Raw genomic sequence first — 14,097 nt, forward strand, 5'->3', positions numbered from 1 at the left:
TGAGTGAGCCGTTGTCAATGGGACACGTTCCCCGTCGAGGGGGTTCGATTCGGGCCTCCTCGCAGCTCCACGGCCCTTCGCGGCCTGTCGGTGATCAGTACGTCCACTCGGGTGTCGTGGAGGAAGGTGCGCAGGCCCGAGTCGTCGTTGACCGTCCACACCATCGTGAAGAGACGGTGCCGGGCCGCCTCACGGAGCACGTTGGCGCGCGCGAGCCGCTGGTGCACCGCGACCCCGTGCGCGCCACAGGCACGCAGGCGCCGCAGCGGGTACAGCTCGCTCAGCCGGGTTCCCGCCAGGCGCGCCGCGCCCACCTCACTGCGGTCGCGCCCCAGCGACAGGGCCGTCCGCACGCCGGGGAACGCCTGCGTGATCGCGGCGACGGAACGATCCTCCAGAGTGGTGGCGACGAACCCGTCCGTGCCGAGGAGCGCGACCGCCCGGTCGATCAGCTCGCGTTCGTACCCGGTCTCCTTCAGGTCCAGGTGCCCGACGAGCCGTCCGGCGATCAGCTCCATGACGTCGTCGACGACGGGCACGGCATGTCCTGCGCGCTCACACAGCTCGGCGTGCGTGATGCGGGACAGCGGCGGCCCGGTGTGGTTCACCCGCGGGTCGTGGTACACGACGAGGACGCCGTCCGCCGTGCGCCGGATGTCGAACTCGACGTACTCGGCGCCGGACAGAAGCGCATCCTCGTACGCCTCCCGGGTGGCGGCGGGGAAGCGTTCGGAGCCGCCCCGGTGGGCGGAGACGTCGGGTCGTCGCGACATGGGCGTCAGCTCCCGGATGACGAGCGCGGCGCGGGCAGGCGTACGCGGCTGTCGTCGGGGGCGGCCAGCAGCGAACCTGAGCGCCGGCCGACCCGTCTGAGCAGGACGTATCCGATCAGGACCAGCACGACGAAGGGCAGCCAGGCGACGACGTACGCCACGCCGTACTCCCGCAGGTCGAGGATGGAGTGGTGCTGGTCGACGTTCGTGCCGTTCACGCCGAAGAAGGCGAGCAGGAGGGTCGGGGGGAGCGCGATGAGGGTGGCCGCCGCGACGAGCGCCGACACGGTGCGGTCGCGGCGGTCGTCGCGTTCGGCGAGGGCGGCGTCGAGGGCCGCCGAGCGGGCGTTGATGACGGAGGTCAGGCGCTCGACCATGCGCGCCGAGTTGTCGAGGCTGTCCCGGATGCCGAGCGCGTCGCCGAAGGACGACTGGAAGCGCTCCATGACCATTTCCGGGATCAGCAGGCTGTCCACGTACGCCTCCACACCGAAGGCGAGGTCCAGCTGGAGTTCGTTCACGCCGGCCGAGAGCCGGGAGATGAGGGAGCGGATCTCGGACGGGGAGTCGGCGGGCGCCTGCTCGTTGGCCCGCATCATCCCGAAGGCCGCGAGCCGGGTGCGCTGCAGGACGGCCAGCGCGGAGACCATGCCGAGGGCGACCAGCGCCAGGCCGTTCTCCACGTGCGGGGCCCAGCCCGCCTGGACGGAGACTCCGCGGCCGTGCGCGGACACGGTGACCCCGTGGTTCCTCAGATGGGGAGGGACGCTGACGCCGGGGTGTCCGGAGCCGTTGTTCGGAAGTCTCCCCCGGTAGATCATCTCGCTGAGCGGGGCGGAAAGCCCGGAGTCGCCCGTGATCCCGGAGCCGAGCAGCTCGTGCCGCAAGTGCCCTCCCGGGAAGACGAGTTGGTGGACGTTCTGGCCGAAGGCGAGCGGCTCGGGCAGGCCCAGCCGTTCGGTCAGCACGGCGAGCAGCGGTCGGCCGCCGAGCTCGAGGCGCTCACGGTCGAAGCAGGTGCCCGCCAGCCAGGAGGCGACGGCGGCGGAGGGGGTCTCGCCCGCGAAGTCGCAGTCCATGAGCAGGGTCGCGTCGCCGCGGGGCGTGGCGACGACCAGGATCCGTACCGCCGCGAGGTCGAGACGGCGCGCCCTTTCCGGCAGCCCCAGTTCCTCCGGGGAGACACGCTCGTCCAGTACCGCAACGGGCAACAGCGGTTCGCTGGAACGCAGATGGGGTGTGAAGCGGCCGAAGTCGAAGCTGTCGACGAGACGTCCCGGCTCCCCGTGCTCCGGGGCGACCCGGCCGGCCAGACTGAGTAACACCAGGATGCGGGTGCGCTCGCGCACCGCGGAGTCGAGCACGGTCCCGTTGCTGGACGTCCCCGGCACCATCGGGCTCCTTCCGACACCTCGGCGCAGGGTGTTGTACCCCCGGCTCCCGGCCCCCGAACCGGCACTTCGTGCGGGCCGCCCGCGGCAGGCGGCCCGCACGACGGTTCCGGGTGGGTCAGGCGAGCTTCGCCGACAGCGTGATGGTCGTGCCGGTGAGGGCCTGGCTCACCGGGCAGTTCTTCTTGGCGTCCTCGGCGGCGGCGGCGAACCCGTCGCTGTCGAGGCCGGGGACCGTGCCCTCGACGGTGAGGTGGATGCCCGTGATGCCCTCACCCGGCTGGAAGGAGACGTCGGCCGAGGTGACCAGCTTGGTGGGCGGCGTGCCGGCGCCGGCGAGGGCGTGCGACAGCGCCATGGAGAAGCAGCTGGAGTGGGCCGCGGCGATCAGCTCCTCGGGGCTGGTCTTCCCGTTCGCGTCCTGGGCCCGCGAAGCCCACGTGACCGGCTGCTCGTCGATGGCACCGGAGGAGTCGAAGGTGACGGCGCCGTTGCCCTCGAGCAGGTTGCCTTCCCAGACGGTGTGTGCGGAGCGCGTGGTAGCCACGATTCTTCCTTTCGCGTGTGGTCCCGTTGCGGAGGTTCCGTGTCCGGGGTTCCTGTCCCCCATCCGATCACACTCGCGCTCACCGCACCCGGAAGACCGGCCCACGGGGGGTGAACGGCAGGCGACGGCCCTGCGGAACCAGATACGCGTGCTCGCGCCGCACCCGCAGGACGTCGCACCAGCCGTCCGTGATGACGAGCACGGGCGCCCCGGGCGGGAAGTCGTCCGCGCGCTGCAGCAGGTCGATGCCGGGCTGCAGGACCGTGCCGCCTCGCCCGTGCACCCGTACCCGTCCGGCGATCTCCGTGACGGGCACATAGCCGGCGTCGTGCGGTGCGGCGTCGCAGAAGACGACCCGTGCGGCCGGTACGTCACGGGCCTCGGCGTACGAGGCGATCGCCCCCAGCGCCTTGCCGAGGAGCGTGCGGTCCATGGAGCCGGAGGTGTCCAGGACGACGCCGAAGGTGCAGCGGGCGATCTCCTCGGGCGGGAAGTACCGGCCCGCGCGGGGGATGTCGGGGGTGGACGACTGGCGGCGCGAGGGACGGGCGTACGACCGCACGGGCTCCGGACGGGGCACGAACTCGTCGAACCAGCGGGCCAGTTGCGCGTCCCAGGGCAGCGGCGGATGGCTGAGCGCGCGGATCTCCTCGACCAGACCGCCCGGCAGGAAGCCGCGCTCCTCACGCTGGTGCAGGTCGAGGCCCTGGCACAGCCCGCGCCGGTAGAACTCGTCGAGGTCGACGTAGTCGCCCGGTACGCCGAGCGGGGCGCCGAGCATGTCGCCGACGCCCTTGCCGCGCAGGGTGGCCAGGCGGCGCAAGCGACGCAGGTCGCCGGCGAGGCGGTCGTAGACCTCCTCCGCGGCAAGGCCCTTGAGTTCGGGGTCGTACAGCAGCCCTTCGGGCATCGTGCCGACCTGCATCTCGCGCAGCCAGTCGTTGATGACGTAGTCGCAGGCGACGTTGAACAGGTACGGATCGCGGGTGCCGCAGCGGTCGCCGTGGCGCAGGGCGGCGTGCAGCATCTCGTGGGCGAGGATGAAGCGCCATTCCTCGTCCTCGAACGTCCGCAGCGGGTTGACGTAGATCTCTGCGGCCTCGGCGTTGACGGCGGCGATCGCGATGCCGTGCGCGCGGGCGAGTTCGGCGTCGGCGACGACTTTGATGCCGGCCGCGATGCCGCCGAGGAGCGGGTACGAGGAGATGAACCAGCTCAGCGCCTTCTCCCAGGGGCGAAGTACGGCCGCCTCGCCGTCGAGGGAGTCGCGGCGGCCGCCCGCCATGTCCATCGCCGCGGACACGGTCCGGGTCAGTGCGGTGGCGAACGCCAGCTGCCAGTCCGGGGGCTGCCTCCAGCCCACCCATGGCACGAGCAGCTGGTCGGGTTCCTCGCCGGCCGTACCGCAGCGCTCGTACACGGCCGGGATGCCGTCCCGGCGCCAGCGTGCGGCGAGCTGCTCCTCGTCGCCGTCGGGGTAGGCGGCGGGCAGCTCCTCGGGGGTCGTGCCGATGGTGAAGCCGAGCAGGAAGCGGTTGACGACGGCGCAGCGCGCGGCGACGTCGTACCGGTCGGGCTGCGTGCGCTCGCCCTTGGCCGCCGGGACGTGTCCGAAGCCGAGGTGGAGGACGGCGTGCGCGAGCGCCCAGGCCCAGGCGGCGGGTTCGGCGAGGCGTTGGGGATGAACATGCAGGTCGCCGTCGGAATCGACGCACACGAGCCCGTCGCGGGGCGCGAACCTGCACTCCTCGTTCCGGCAGACGCCGAACTCGACGGCCGCCAGCGCCGGGTTGGCCTTCACCAGCCGCATGCCCTCCGCGAACGCCTCGGCGGCGAGGTCCCGCTTCTTCTGCCCCTTGCCGCGGGTGCGGCTCATCGCCGCGCCTCCACGAGGCGGGGCATGTCCCGGGCCGCCTCGACGAGGAACCACGAGGGCAGCACGGGGTTGCCGTCGGCGTCGGAGGCGATGACGGTCTGCGCCACCTCGACGGATATCTCCGCGAGCTGTACGAGCAGGGACTTCGCGCGGTACGCGGTCTGCCGGCCGTTCGCCGACATGTGCTCCTTGCTGACCGGCAGTTCCTTGATCAGCCGGCCGCGGAAGGACTCGGCGAGGTAGTAGAGCAGGTCGCGGTCCTCGATGCGGTTCGGCCAGCGGGCGTCGCCCTTGAGGACGGCCTCGATGCCGAACCGGCTGCGCACGATCTTGACGTAGCCGCAGAAGGCGGTGGCATGCGCCGGCGTCAGCGTGCCGTGCGCGAGGACTTTGAGGGTCTCCTCGTCGAGGTCGCGCCCGAAGGAGTGCAGCGCGTCGGAGAGCATGTGCCAGGAGCGGGGCGTGGAGAACGGCTCCTCGGTCTTCGGCGGCTTGGACCACAGGTGGTCGGGCCGGTCGGTGAGATGGTCCAGGATCCAGGGGTGGATGCCGTTGTTCGCGGCCCAGGTCAGCCAGTCTTTGGCGGAGGCCTCCAGATGCACGTGGGTGAGGCGGTTGACGAGGGCGGAGGCGATGGGCCGGGCGAGCGCGTTGTCGCTGGCCCGGTTTCCGGCGCCGATGACGATCGAGCCCTTCGGCAGCTCGTAGTTGCCGATACGGCGGTCCAGGATCAGCGAGTAGAACGCCTTCTGCACATCGGGCGTGGCCGCGTTCAGCTCGTCCAGGAACAGGCAGTACGGCTCGTCGCGGGCGATCACCTCCGGCGGGCAGAACACCGAACGGCCGTCGCGGATCTGCGGCACGCCGATCAGGTCCTCGGGCGCGAGCTGGGTGCCGAGCAGGCTCACGCACGCAAGGCCCAGCGACTCGGCGAACTCCCTGACGAGCGAGGACTTTCCGATGCCGGGGGCGCCCCAGACGAAGACCGGGCGCACGGTGGCGAGGCCGAGCAGCAGTTCGGGGATGCGGGCAGGGGTGACCGTCACGGCAGCCTGCAAAACCAAAGCTCCTTGGGGAGGTTCGAGGGGGCGCGCAGGGGCGCGCGGTTCGGTGAGAACAGTGTGTGCGTACGGTTCTGCGGGCGCAGCCGAATTTCGGGCGGCCCGCTCGTCCTCGTCCGCTTTTCAGGCGGCCCGCTCGTCCTCGTCCGCCTCGATGGGGACCTGCGGTCCGTCGGCCTCGCGCAGCCAGCGGCGCAGTACGCGGTGGACGTGCTCGGCGCCCGCCAGGGTCTCCCCGTCCCCGACCGGCGCGGAGAAGGCGAGCGGCGACAGCAGGAACGGCTTCGCCTGTGCCCCGCCGAGTCCGCCGTGGGAGCCGATCTGCTCCTCGAACGCGAGGACTTCGCCGTCGGCCGGGTCGTACGCGGAGTTGACCATGATGTCGGCGGTGTTCGGGAAGGTGTGCGTGCGGCGCACGACGTCGGCGGCACCCGGTCCGAAGACCTCCAGCGGGCCGGGATCCCCGTCGAGCCGCTCCAGCGGTGTCTCCGCGCCGTACGCGCCGAGCACGACCCCGCCGTGCTCCTCGCTCCGTACGAGCACGAAGCCGACGCCGGGATGGTTGGCGAGCGTGGTGAGCAGCGCGGGGTGTCGGGCGTCGATCTCCTCCTTGCTCATCCGGTGCGGCACGTCCGGGAAGGAGACCAGGCCGAGGTTGCCGGAGGCCAGCACGATCGGCTCCGAGCGGCGCGAGGGGCGGTGCCGTTCGCCGCCCTCCTCGACGGGTATGTGCAGCGCCGCACGCACGGCCGCCCGCGCCTCCGCGCCGCTGTGGGTGCGCTCCGCCCCGCGCGGCACGGGCAGCCCGGATCCGGCCCGCACCAGGTCGCCGAGGGTGAGGCCGTAACGGGCGCGGAAGGTCTCGCCGGGGCTCTGGCCGTGGTCGGAGAGCACGACGATCCGGTAGGGCCGCGGGGCGTGTTCGGCGACCTTCTCGATCAGCGCGAGGGACCGGTCGAGGCGTTCGAGGACCTTCTCGGCGTCCCGGCTGTGCGGCCCGGAGTGGTGCGCCACCTCGTCGTACGCCACCAGGTCGGCGTAGACGGCGGTGCGCCCGGCGAGCAGGTCGCCCATCACCGCGGCGACGACGACGTCCCGTTCGACGACGGTCGCGAAGGCCCGGACGAGGGGATAGAGGCCGCCGCGTTTGACGCGTGGGCGCTGCTTCCTGAGGCGGGCCCGGGTGGACTGGCCCGTCTCGCGGGCGGCCTCGGCGACGAAGGACATGGCGGTGCGGACGGCGTTGGCCGGGTCGGAGAAGTAGGCGAAGTAGCCCGCGCGGGAACGGTTCTCCCGGCTGCGCCGTTTGGTCGCGATGGACAGCACGAGGGCCTGTTCGTCGGCGCCGCCGCTGAACAGGTTGCCCCGGCTGGCGCCGTCGGCGGTGAGCAGCCCGCCGTGGCCGGCGTGGGCGACGGCCCGGCGCTGGAGTTCGACGGCGCTGGTCGGGCGGTTGCAGACCACCACTTCGCGGCTGTCCTTCTCGTACCAGCGGAAGGCGGGGACACCGTGGTTGCTGCCGTGCAGGATGCCGAGCTGACTGGCGCCGGTCTGGCTGGACCAGTCGGTGCGCCAGGGGGTGAGCCGGTGGGTGGGGGCGTCGAGCCACCGCGCGATGGTCGGCATGAGGCCCTTTTCCACGGCCGCCAGGAGCACGTCGTGGCCGACGCCGTCGAGTTGCAGGAAGACGGTGCCGGGGCTGGACGGGCAGGGCGGCAGGGATCTGCGGCGCCGGTCGGACAGGCGGTACAGGCGGCGCCGGTAGGCGTCGTCGTCGCGCACGGCCAGCGCACCGCCCGTGGCGGAGGCGACGGCGGACATCACGGCGGCGACGATGACGGCTGTCTCGGGCGCCGCCTCGCTGTCGCCTGAGGGGTTCAGGCGCAGCGCCAGAAGGAGCAGCGACCCGTTGAGGAAGAACACCAGGAGCCCGAGGACGAGCGCCGGCACCAGCAGCAGGAGCCGTACGAGGAGGGGCCAGACGAGCGCCGACAGCAGACCGAAGACACCGGCCCCGATCGCGGCGGTGACGGCGATGCGGGTGGCGCTGTCACCGCTGGCCGACTGAAGCCGGAAGTCCGGCAGGATGCCCGCCAGGACGAGCATCGTGACGGTGGAAACGCCCCACACCGCGACGCTCCGCCCGACCTGACTGACGACCCGCCGCCAACGCACCCCACGCACGACCGGCACACCTCACGTCCCGGCCCGTCGTCGATGCGGGCCTGTACTCACCACACTGTCACACCGGTCGATCGGCTAACGCCCGTCGTATCCGGCGGTCGGCATCGACAGCCGCCGGTGCACCCGGGCCTTCATCTGCGCGTCGTACGACGGTTCCGCGCAGCCCACCGTCTCGACCCGCACGCCGCGCCGCGCGCACTCCGCGGCGAACTCCTCGACGGAGGACAGCGCGCTCTCCAGGACCCGGCGGCTGGGGGCCACGAACACGTCGACGCCCGGCCGTACACCGTCCCACAGCACACAGTGGTCGGCCCGCAGCCCGCGCACCAGCAGCTCCCGGCTGACGACGTAGCCCCGCTCGGCCGCCCAGCGGGCGCACATAGCGTGCTGGCTGCGCGAGTCCACCAGAAAGGGATCGGCGTCAAGTTCCTCGAGCGGCGTCAGACTCGCGATCGCCGTGACGCGAACCGGTCCCATGGCGTCCCCCTCACCTCCGGGTTTCGCCGCCGACCCTACTCCTGCCCGTAGGCTTCGGGGGAGTCGCGCGAAGGAGGCAAAGAGGTGCCTGTGGAGGTCACCTGGTGGGGTCATGCGACCTGCACGATCGAGGATTCGAACGTGCGCGTACTCACCGATCCCTTGTTCGCCCGCCGCCTCGCGCACCTGCGCCGCCGACGGGGCGCACTGCCCCCACCCCCGGCCTGGCGAGCGGACGTCGCGCTCGTCTCCCACCTGCACGCCGACCACCTCCACCTGCCCTCGCTGGCGCGCCTCGCGCCGGGCACGCGCCTGCTGGTGCCCCGGGACGCGCCGCGCGCCGTTCCCGGGCTGCGCCGGCTCACCCATCTCGAGGTGAGCGAGATGACCCCCGGGGACGAGGCCAGGGTCGGCGGTGTCGTGATACGGGCCGTGCCCGCGCGGCACGACGGGCGGCGGCTGCCCGTCGGACCGCACCGCTCCCCCGCGCTCGGCTACGTCGTCGAGGGCGAGGCGCGCACGTACTTCGCCGGGGACACCGGGCTGTTCGAGTCGATGGCCGAGGACGTCGGACCCGTCGACGTGACGCTGCTGCCGGTCGGCGGCTGGGGGCCGTACCTCGGCGAGGGCCACCTCGACGCGGGGCGGGCCGCCGAGGCGCTCGCCCGGCTCGCGCCGCGCAGCGCGGTGCCGGTGCACTACGGCACGTACTGGCCGATCGGGATGGACGCCGTGCGCCCCCATGAATTCCATGCGCCCGGCGATGAGTTCGTGCGCCTCGCGGCGGAGCGCGCGCCACGGGTCGCGGTGCACCGGCTCGGGCACGGGGAGAGCGTGCGGCTGGAGGTCGCCCGGTGACAGGGCTGGCCGCCGCCGCGACGAACGTACCGCCGGAGTCCACGCAGCAGGCGATCGGTTATCCGTCGCTGTTCCTGCTGGTGCTGTTCGGGGCGCTGGTGCCGGTGGTGCCGACAGGGGCGCTGGTGAGTTCGGCCGCCGTGGTGGCCTTCCATCAGACGGCGCCGTTCTCGATGGCCATGGTGTTCGTGACCGCGTCCCTGGCGGCGTTCCTCGGGGATGCGACGCTGTACTGGCTGGGGCGGCGCGGGATGGGGTCGCGCAACGGGTCGCGCTGGCTGGCGGCGATCCGGGCGCGTGCGCCGGAGGAGCGGCTCGCGCAGGCCCAGGAGAAGCTCGCCGGCCACGGGCTCGCGGTGCTGGTGCTGTCCCGGCTCGTGCCGGCCGGCCGCATCCCGGTGATGCTGGCCTGCCTGATGGCGAAGTGGCCGCTGCGTCGCTTCGCCCGCGGCAACTTCCCCGCCTGTCTGGCCTGGGCGGTGACGTACCAGCTGATCGGGATCCTCGGCGGCTCGCTGTTCCCCGAGCCCTGGGAGGGCGTGGTCGCGGCGGTCGCACTGACCCTGCTGATCAGCGCGGCCCCCAGCGTGTGGCGACGCATCCGGAAGACGAAGGCGGCGTAGGCACCCCGAGTCGGTCGACAACGCTTGTGATCAATACACCTGGGGCCCTTCTGATGGATCTCCGTGCGACGCCGCGGAGGTCCGTCAGAAGGGCCCTAGTCCTCCAGTACGCGCGAACCTCCCACCGGCAGGTCCCACAGGTTCTCGCGGGTCAGGCCCGCCTTCTCCCAGGCGGCGCGTACGCGGGTGAGGGGTTCGAGGACGGGCTCGGCGGACAGGACGAACGTCGCCCAGTGCATGGGGGCCATCCGGCGGGCGCCGAGGTCCTGGGCGGCGCGGACGGCCTCCTCCGGGTCGCAGTGGACGTCGCTGAGCCACCAGCGCGGGTCGTACGCGCCGATGGGCAACAGGGCGAGGTCGATGCCGGGGTAGCGCCGGCCGATGCGGGTGAACCAGTGGCCGTACCCCGTGTCGCCCGCGAAGTACACGCGATGTCCGTCGGGGGCGGTGAGCACCCAGCCACCCCACAGGCTGCGGCAGGTGTCGGTGAGGGTGCGCTTGGACCAGTGGTGGGCGGGCACGAAGTCGAAGCGGACTCCCTGCAGTTCGGCCCCTTCCCACCAGTCCAGTTCGGTGACCCGGGTGAACCGGCGGCGCTGGAACCAGGGGCCGAGCCCGGCCGGCACGAACAGCGGGGTGTCGCGCGGGAGCCGGCGCAGAGTGGGCGCGTCCAGGTGGTCGTAGTGGTTGTGGCTGATGACGACCGCGTCGACGCCCGGCAGGTCCTCCCAGGCGACGCCGACGGGGGTGATGCGGGCCGGGGTGCCCAGGATGCGGCGTGACCACACCGGGTCGGTGAGGACGGTCAGTCCGCCGACGCGCACGACCCAACTGGCGTGCCCGGCCCAGCTGACGGCGACGGTGCGCGCGTCCACACGGGGCAGCGGGGCGGGCGCGAAGGGCAGCAGCGGAATGTCGGCGAGGCCCTCCTTGCCGGGCCGTACGGAACCCTCGCGGGCGAAGCGGGCGAGGGCCTTGAGGCCGGGCAGCGGGGCGGTCAGCCGGTCGTGGAAGGTCCTCGGCCACACCCGCCGCTCGCCGAGCGGACGGGGCTCGGCGAGGGGCGGGAAGGGGGGCGCGAGGGGTGACCGGTCCGCCGGAACGCCGGTTTCCCGCGTGGTCGTACTCGTGGTGGGCGACTCGGACTGCTGCGTCATCGAGGATCCTCCCGTCGCTGAGCGCCGTCGCGGAGATCGTCGAGGACCGACCTCAAGGAGCTCAACGCGCGTTGCACGTGTGGCAGTTCCAACGGCGAGGGTGAACCGAGGCATTCCGCGCGTTCCTCGTCCGTGCCGCCGAGCAGCGGGCCCGTGGACAGCCGTATGCGCAGCGCCCCGAGGTCGTCGTCGAAGCGGTGGCCGCCCGGTGCGGGCATGCCGAGCCGGGCGGCGAGGAAGTCCTCGAGGTCCTGCGCGTCGCCCACGCCCTGCACCGAGAGCGCGGAGCGCAGCGGGCCGAGGTCGACGTACAGGTGCCGCCCGGCCTGCGGGGGCAGCGCGAACGCGCCCGCCGCGACCACGGTGGCGTGCGCGGCGGCGGCCATGCGCGCGTGCAGGCGCACGGCGGCGGTGAGACGGGCGAGGACGGGTTCGGGCTCACCCAGGGCGTACCCGGCGGCGGTGGCGACCGGGGCGGCGACGCGGGCGCCGAGCGCGGTGAGCACGTCGAGCACGCGCGCGTGGAGGCCGTCGCCGTCCTTCCCTGAGGGGAAGCGGGCGACCGCGGCCGGCCAGCCCGTCGGCAGCAGGGCGCCCGCCAGGTCGGTGACGACGGTGACCCGGTCGGGCAGCATCTCGGCGGGGCTGAGCAGCACGGTCTCGTGCGGGGCGTGCACGGTGTCGCGCCAGGTCTCGTCGCTGACCAGGTGCAGCCCCTCCCCGGCCGCCGCCTCGACGGCCTCGTGCAGCACCTCGGGCGGGGCGACGGTCGCGGTCGGGTCGTCGGCGACGGACAGCACGAGCAGCCGCGGATCCCCGCCCTCGTCCCGCACCCGGCGCACGGTCTCCAGAAGGGCGTACGGATCCGGGACACCGCCGCACTCGGCGGGCGTCGCCACATGGAACACGGGCCGTCCCAGCAGCCGCGCGTACGGCGCCCACCAGGCGGCGCACGGCCGCGGCACCAGGACGTCGCCGCCGAGGGCGGCGGTCAGCGCGAGCAGCAGGGCGGGGGCGCCGGGGGCCGCCACGGTGCGCTCCGGCAGCGCGGACAGTCCACGCCGCTCCCAGTAGCCGCACGCGGCCTCCAGCAGCGGGTGGCCGCCGCCGACCGGCTCGCTCCCGGCCCGGGCGGCGGCCGCGGCGAGCACCGCCGACAGTTCGGGCAGCACGGGCAGCCCGTCCTCGGGGAGGGGCGGCCCGTAGCGGACGGGGCCGTGGCCTTCCGGGTCCGTCCGCCGCATGTGTACCTCCGTGTCGGGGGGCTTGTTGTCTCTGCCGTTGGCCGTTGCCGTTGTCGGCTTTCGGGGTGCCTCCCTGCTCCGTCGTCCCCTGAGGCGTACGGTGCGGCTCGGGTCCTGGAGGTCCGAGTACCCACCGTGCCGGTAGCCCATGGGCGTCACCCGGGGTCGCGCGGCTCACCCGGGCCGGGAGTCCCGGATGCCGAGCCGGTGTACGGCGGCGCCGAGTGCGCCGGCGATCAGCAGGCCACCGGCGACCAGAGCGGGCACGGAGTCGGTGAAGGCACCGCCCTCACCGGCGTGCACGCCGTGCTGGATCGCCGGGGCGGGGCAGTCGGTGTCCTTCGGGTGACCGTCCTTCACCTGGCCGCAGGATTCGCCGTCGCCGCGGTGGGCGTCGGACGTGGCGCTCCACGACTCGCTCCGGCCGCCGGGCTGCGTCGGGCAGGCGCCATCGGTGGTCCACGCCGGGGCGGGGACCACATCGTCGGAAGGGATGGTTTCGGTTTCGCCGTCGGGTGGGCCCGCGTCAGGATCGACCGTGGCAGGACCGACATCCTCGGTGCCGACCTCGCCCGTGCTGCCCGCGGAGCCCGCGGCGGGCGCGGGCGTGGTCCTGGCGGTGCCGCGGTAGGCGGGCCCGGACGTCTCGTCCTCGGGGCCGGGGACCCGCTGCGGCCCGGCGGTGCCCTCGTCGGCACCCTGCGAGGTGGGATCGACGGCCTCCGGGGCGGGGTCGCCGCTGGTGTCGCAGGAGACCGAGCCGGTGGCGCCGCTCGGCCAGGCCTGCGCGGCCGGGTCCGCGAAACCGGCCGGCGCGGCGGTGACGAGGGCCGCCCCGGCCAGGGCGACGACGGACAGGACACGGGCGGTGCGGCGCATGGGAAGGGCTCCTTCGGCCGGCGGCCGGGCTCTGTCGTCGGACTCCCGTCGTCCGCCCTGAGGGCCGGCCCGACGGGATCTCGTGCGTGCGCTCGCCCGGCAGGCGGGAGTCCGACGACAGGGCCCGGGGGCGGCGTTCGCGCCCCTCAGCCATCACAGCCGCCCCGGCGGCCCGGCGCGCGCGGCCGGGGCCCATTGGCGGGACGGGAGCGGCCGAGCGGGTGACACGGCGGGGCGACTCCACGCGCTCTCACCGCTCCGTCCGCTCCGTCCGCTCAGTCCGCTCAGTTCATCAGCGCCGCCAGGTTCCGCTCCAGCCCTCGCCCCCGCTTGCTGACGACGGCCGACGCGACCTCGGAGAGCTTGCGGTTGGTCGTCTGGGAGATGCGGCGCAGGACACCGAAGGCGGTGTCGGCGTCGCAGCCCAGGACGTGCATGACGATGCCGCAGGCCTGGTCGACGACGGGCCGGGAGCGCAGCGCGGTGCCGAGCTGGTCGAGTTCGGTGAGCGCCGCCCGGTAGGACCGGTCACGGACCAGGGAGGTCGCGGTGAAGTCGCCGAGCGCCCGCGCGGGCCCGTGCGGGGCGTCCTCCAGGGTGCCGGGCCGGAAGCTGTAGAGGCTGAGGGTGACGGTCAGACCGCGGCGCCGGAAGGGCAGCGTCACACTGGAGCGCACCCCCGAGTCCAGCGCCATGGCGCGGTACTGCGGCCAGCGTTCCTCGCACAGCAGGTCCGCGCTGTCCACCGGCTCCCCCTGGGCGAGCGCGGCCGGAATGGGCCCGTCACCGCAGCGCAGCTGCACCGAGACGAGCGCGGCGAGGTCGGGATGGGTGACGGCGGAGAGCCGCTCGGGGCTCCCCTCGGCCACCATGCTGCTCGCTCCGCAGCAGTCGGCGGTGCACCGCACGGCCTGTTCGACGAGTTCCGACAACCGTCGCCCCGGCAGCGCGGATTCGGGAGACTCAGGAGATACGGCCTCCCACCGGCCGGGGTCCTCTGTACCCGGCATGCGGTACTCCTCCTTTC

13 protein-coding genes are annotated in these 14,097 nt (G+C 73.4%); 2 read left to right on the top strand and 11 right to left on the bottom strand.

The window, feature by feature from the left end; translation table 11 throughout:
* Positions 1–14: 14 nt before the first annotated feature.
* The 7 genes from ABZO29_RS10295 to ABZO29_RS10325 form a co-directional block, all read right to left on the bottom strand.
* The gene (locus ABZO29_RS10295) at positions 15–773 is read right to left on the bottom strand and encodes a glycerophosphodiester phosphodiesterase family protein (protein WP_367319835.1); all 759 of its coding nucleotides are present in this window, start codon (positions 771–773) and stop codon (positions 15–17) included.
* Between the two features lie 5 nt (positions 774–778).
* Positions 779–2,167 carry a hypothetical protein gene (locus ABZO29_RS10300; RefSeq protein WP_367319836.1) on the bottom strand — a complete coding sequence of 463 codons (1,389 nt, stop codon included), beginning with the start codon at positions 2,165–2,167 and terminating at the stop codon, positions 779–781.
* A 115-nt stretch (positions 2,168–2,282) separates the two neighbouring features.
* On the bottom strand, positions 2,283–2,711 hold the full coding sequence (locus ABZO29_RS10305; protein ID WP_367319837.1) for an OsmC family protein: 429 nt from the start codon (positions 2,709–2,711) through the stop codon (positions 2,283–2,285).
* A gap of 79 nt (positions 2,712–2,790) precedes the next feature.
* A complete protein-coding gene (locus ABZO29_RS10310; protein WP_367319838.1) occupies positions 2,791–4,587 on the bottom strand; it encodes a hypothetical protein in 1,797 nt (598 codons plus the stop codon).
* Complete coding sequence (locus tag ABZO29_RS10315; protein WP_367319839.1) at positions 4,584–5,645, bottom strand: ATP-binding protein; 1,062 nt, start codon at positions 5,643–5,645, stop codon at positions 4,584–4,586. Before ABZO29_RS10315 ends, ABZO29_RS10310 begins: the two co-directional genes overlap by 4 nt.
* Positions 5,646–5,771: 126 nt before the next feature.
* Positions 5,772–7,832 carry an alkaline phosphatase family protein gene (locus ABZO29_RS10320; RefSeq protein ID WP_367319840.1) on the bottom strand — a complete coding sequence of 687 codons (2,061 nt, stop codon included), beginning with the start codon at positions 7,830–7,832 and terminating at the stop codon, positions 5,772–5,774.
* A 75-nt stretch (positions 7,833–7,907) separates the two neighbouring features.
* Positions 7,908–8,309, bottom strand: coding sequence for a hypothetical protein (locus ABZO29_RS10325; protein ID WP_367319841.1), 402 nt, complete (start codon positions 8,307–8,309; stop codon positions 7,908–7,910).
* Positions 8,310–8,393: 84 nt separating this feature from the next.
* On the opposite strand from ABZO29_RS10325, the gene ABZO29_RS10330 reads away from it, so the two are divergent.
* On the top strand, positions 8,394–9,167 hold the full coding sequence (locus tag ABZO29_RS10330; RefSeq protein WP_367319842.1) for an MBL fold metallo-hydrolase: 774 nt from the start codon (positions 8,394–8,396) through the stop codon (positions 9,165–9,167).
* Positions 9,164–9,790, top strand: coding sequence for a DedA family protein (locus tag ABZO29_RS10335; protein WP_367319843.1), 627 nt, complete (start codon positions 9,164–9,166; stop codon positions 9,788–9,790). Before ABZO29_RS10330 ends, ABZO29_RS10335 begins: the two co-directional genes overlap by 4 nt.
* 95 nt (positions 9,791–9,885) lie before the next feature.
* Here the strand turns inward: ABZO29_RS10335 and ABZO29_RS10340 are convergent, their stop codons facing one another.
* The 4 genes from ABZO29_RS10340 to ABZO29_RS10355 all read right to left on the bottom strand — a co-directional run bounded on the left by ABZO29_RS10340 (position 9,886) and on the right by ABZO29_RS10355 (position 14,080).
* Positions 9,886–10,947: an MBL fold metallo-hydrolase gene (locus tag ABZO29_RS10340; protein ID WP_367319844.1), complete on the bottom strand. Its 1,062-nt coding sequence runs from the start codon at positions 10,945–10,947 to the stop codon at positions 9,886–9,888.
* A complete protein-coding gene (locus ABZO29_RS10345; RefSeq protein ID WP_367319845.1) occupies positions 10,944–12,191 on the bottom strand; it encodes an aminotransferase class I/II-fold pyridoxal phosphate-dependent enzyme in 1,248 nt (415 codons plus the stop codon). The genes ABZO29_RS10340 and ABZO29_RS10345 overlap by 4 nt, the downstream gene beginning before the upstream one ends.
* 174 nt (positions 12,192–12,365) lie before the next feature.
* Entirely contained in the window at positions 12,366–13,070 is a 705-nt protein-coding gene (locus tag ABZO29_RS10350; protein WP_367319846.1) for a hypothetical protein, read from the bottom strand.
* Positions 13,071–13,354: 284 nt separating this feature from the next.
* Positions 13,355–14,080 carry an ANTAR domain-containing response regulator gene (locus ABZO29_RS10355; RefSeq protein WP_367319847.1) on the bottom strand — a complete coding sequence of 242 codons (726 nt, stop codon included), beginning with the start codon at positions 14,078–14,080 and terminating at the stop codon, positions 13,355–13,357.
* Positions 14,081–14,097: the final 17 nt, after the last annotated feature.

The sequence above is a fragment of the Streptomyces sp. HUAS ZL42 genome, assembly GCF_040782645.1.
Taxonomy (GTDB): domain Bacteria; phylum Actinomycetota; class Actinomycetes; order Streptomycetales; family Streptomycetaceae; genus Streptomyces.

What these genes read in the sequence shown, in the direction of transcription:
- ABZO29_RS10295 (WP_367319835.1), bottom strand. Translation starts at nt 773, where the DNA reads ATGTCGCGACGACCCGACGTCTCCGCCCACCGGGGCGGCTCCGAACGC.
- ABZO29_RS10300 (WP_367319836.1), bottom strand. Translation starts at nt 2,167, where the DNA reads ATGGTGCCGGGGACGTCCAGCAACGGGACCGTGCTCGACTCCGCGGTG.
- ABZO29_RS10310 (WP_367319838.1), bottom strand. Translation starts at nt 4,587, where the DNA reads ATGAGCCGCACCCGCGGCAAGGGGCAGAAGAAGCGGGACCTCGCCGCC.
- ABZO29_RS10325 (WP_367319841.1), bottom strand. Translation starts at nt 8,309, where the DNA reads ATGGGACCGGTTCGCGTCACGGCGATCGCGAGTCTGACGCCGCTCGAG.
- ABZO29_RS10340 (WP_367319844.1), bottom strand. Translation starts at nt 10,947, where the DNA reads ATGACGCAGCAGTCCGAGTCGCCCACCACGAGTACGACCACGCGGGAA.
- ABZO29_RS10345 (WP_367319845.1), bottom strand. Translation starts at nt 12,191, where the DNA reads ATGCGGCGGACGGACCCGGAAGGCCACGGCCCCGTCCGCTACGGGCCG.
- ABZO29_RS10350 (WP_367319846.1), bottom strand. Translation starts at nt 13,070, where the DNA reads ATGCGCCGCACCGCCCGTGTCCTGTCCGTCGTCGCCCTGGCCGGGGCG.
- ABZO29_RS10355 (WP_367319847.1), bottom strand. Translation starts at nt 14,080, where the DNA reads ATGCCGGGTACAGAGGACCCCGGCCGGTGGGAGGCCGTATCTCCTGAG.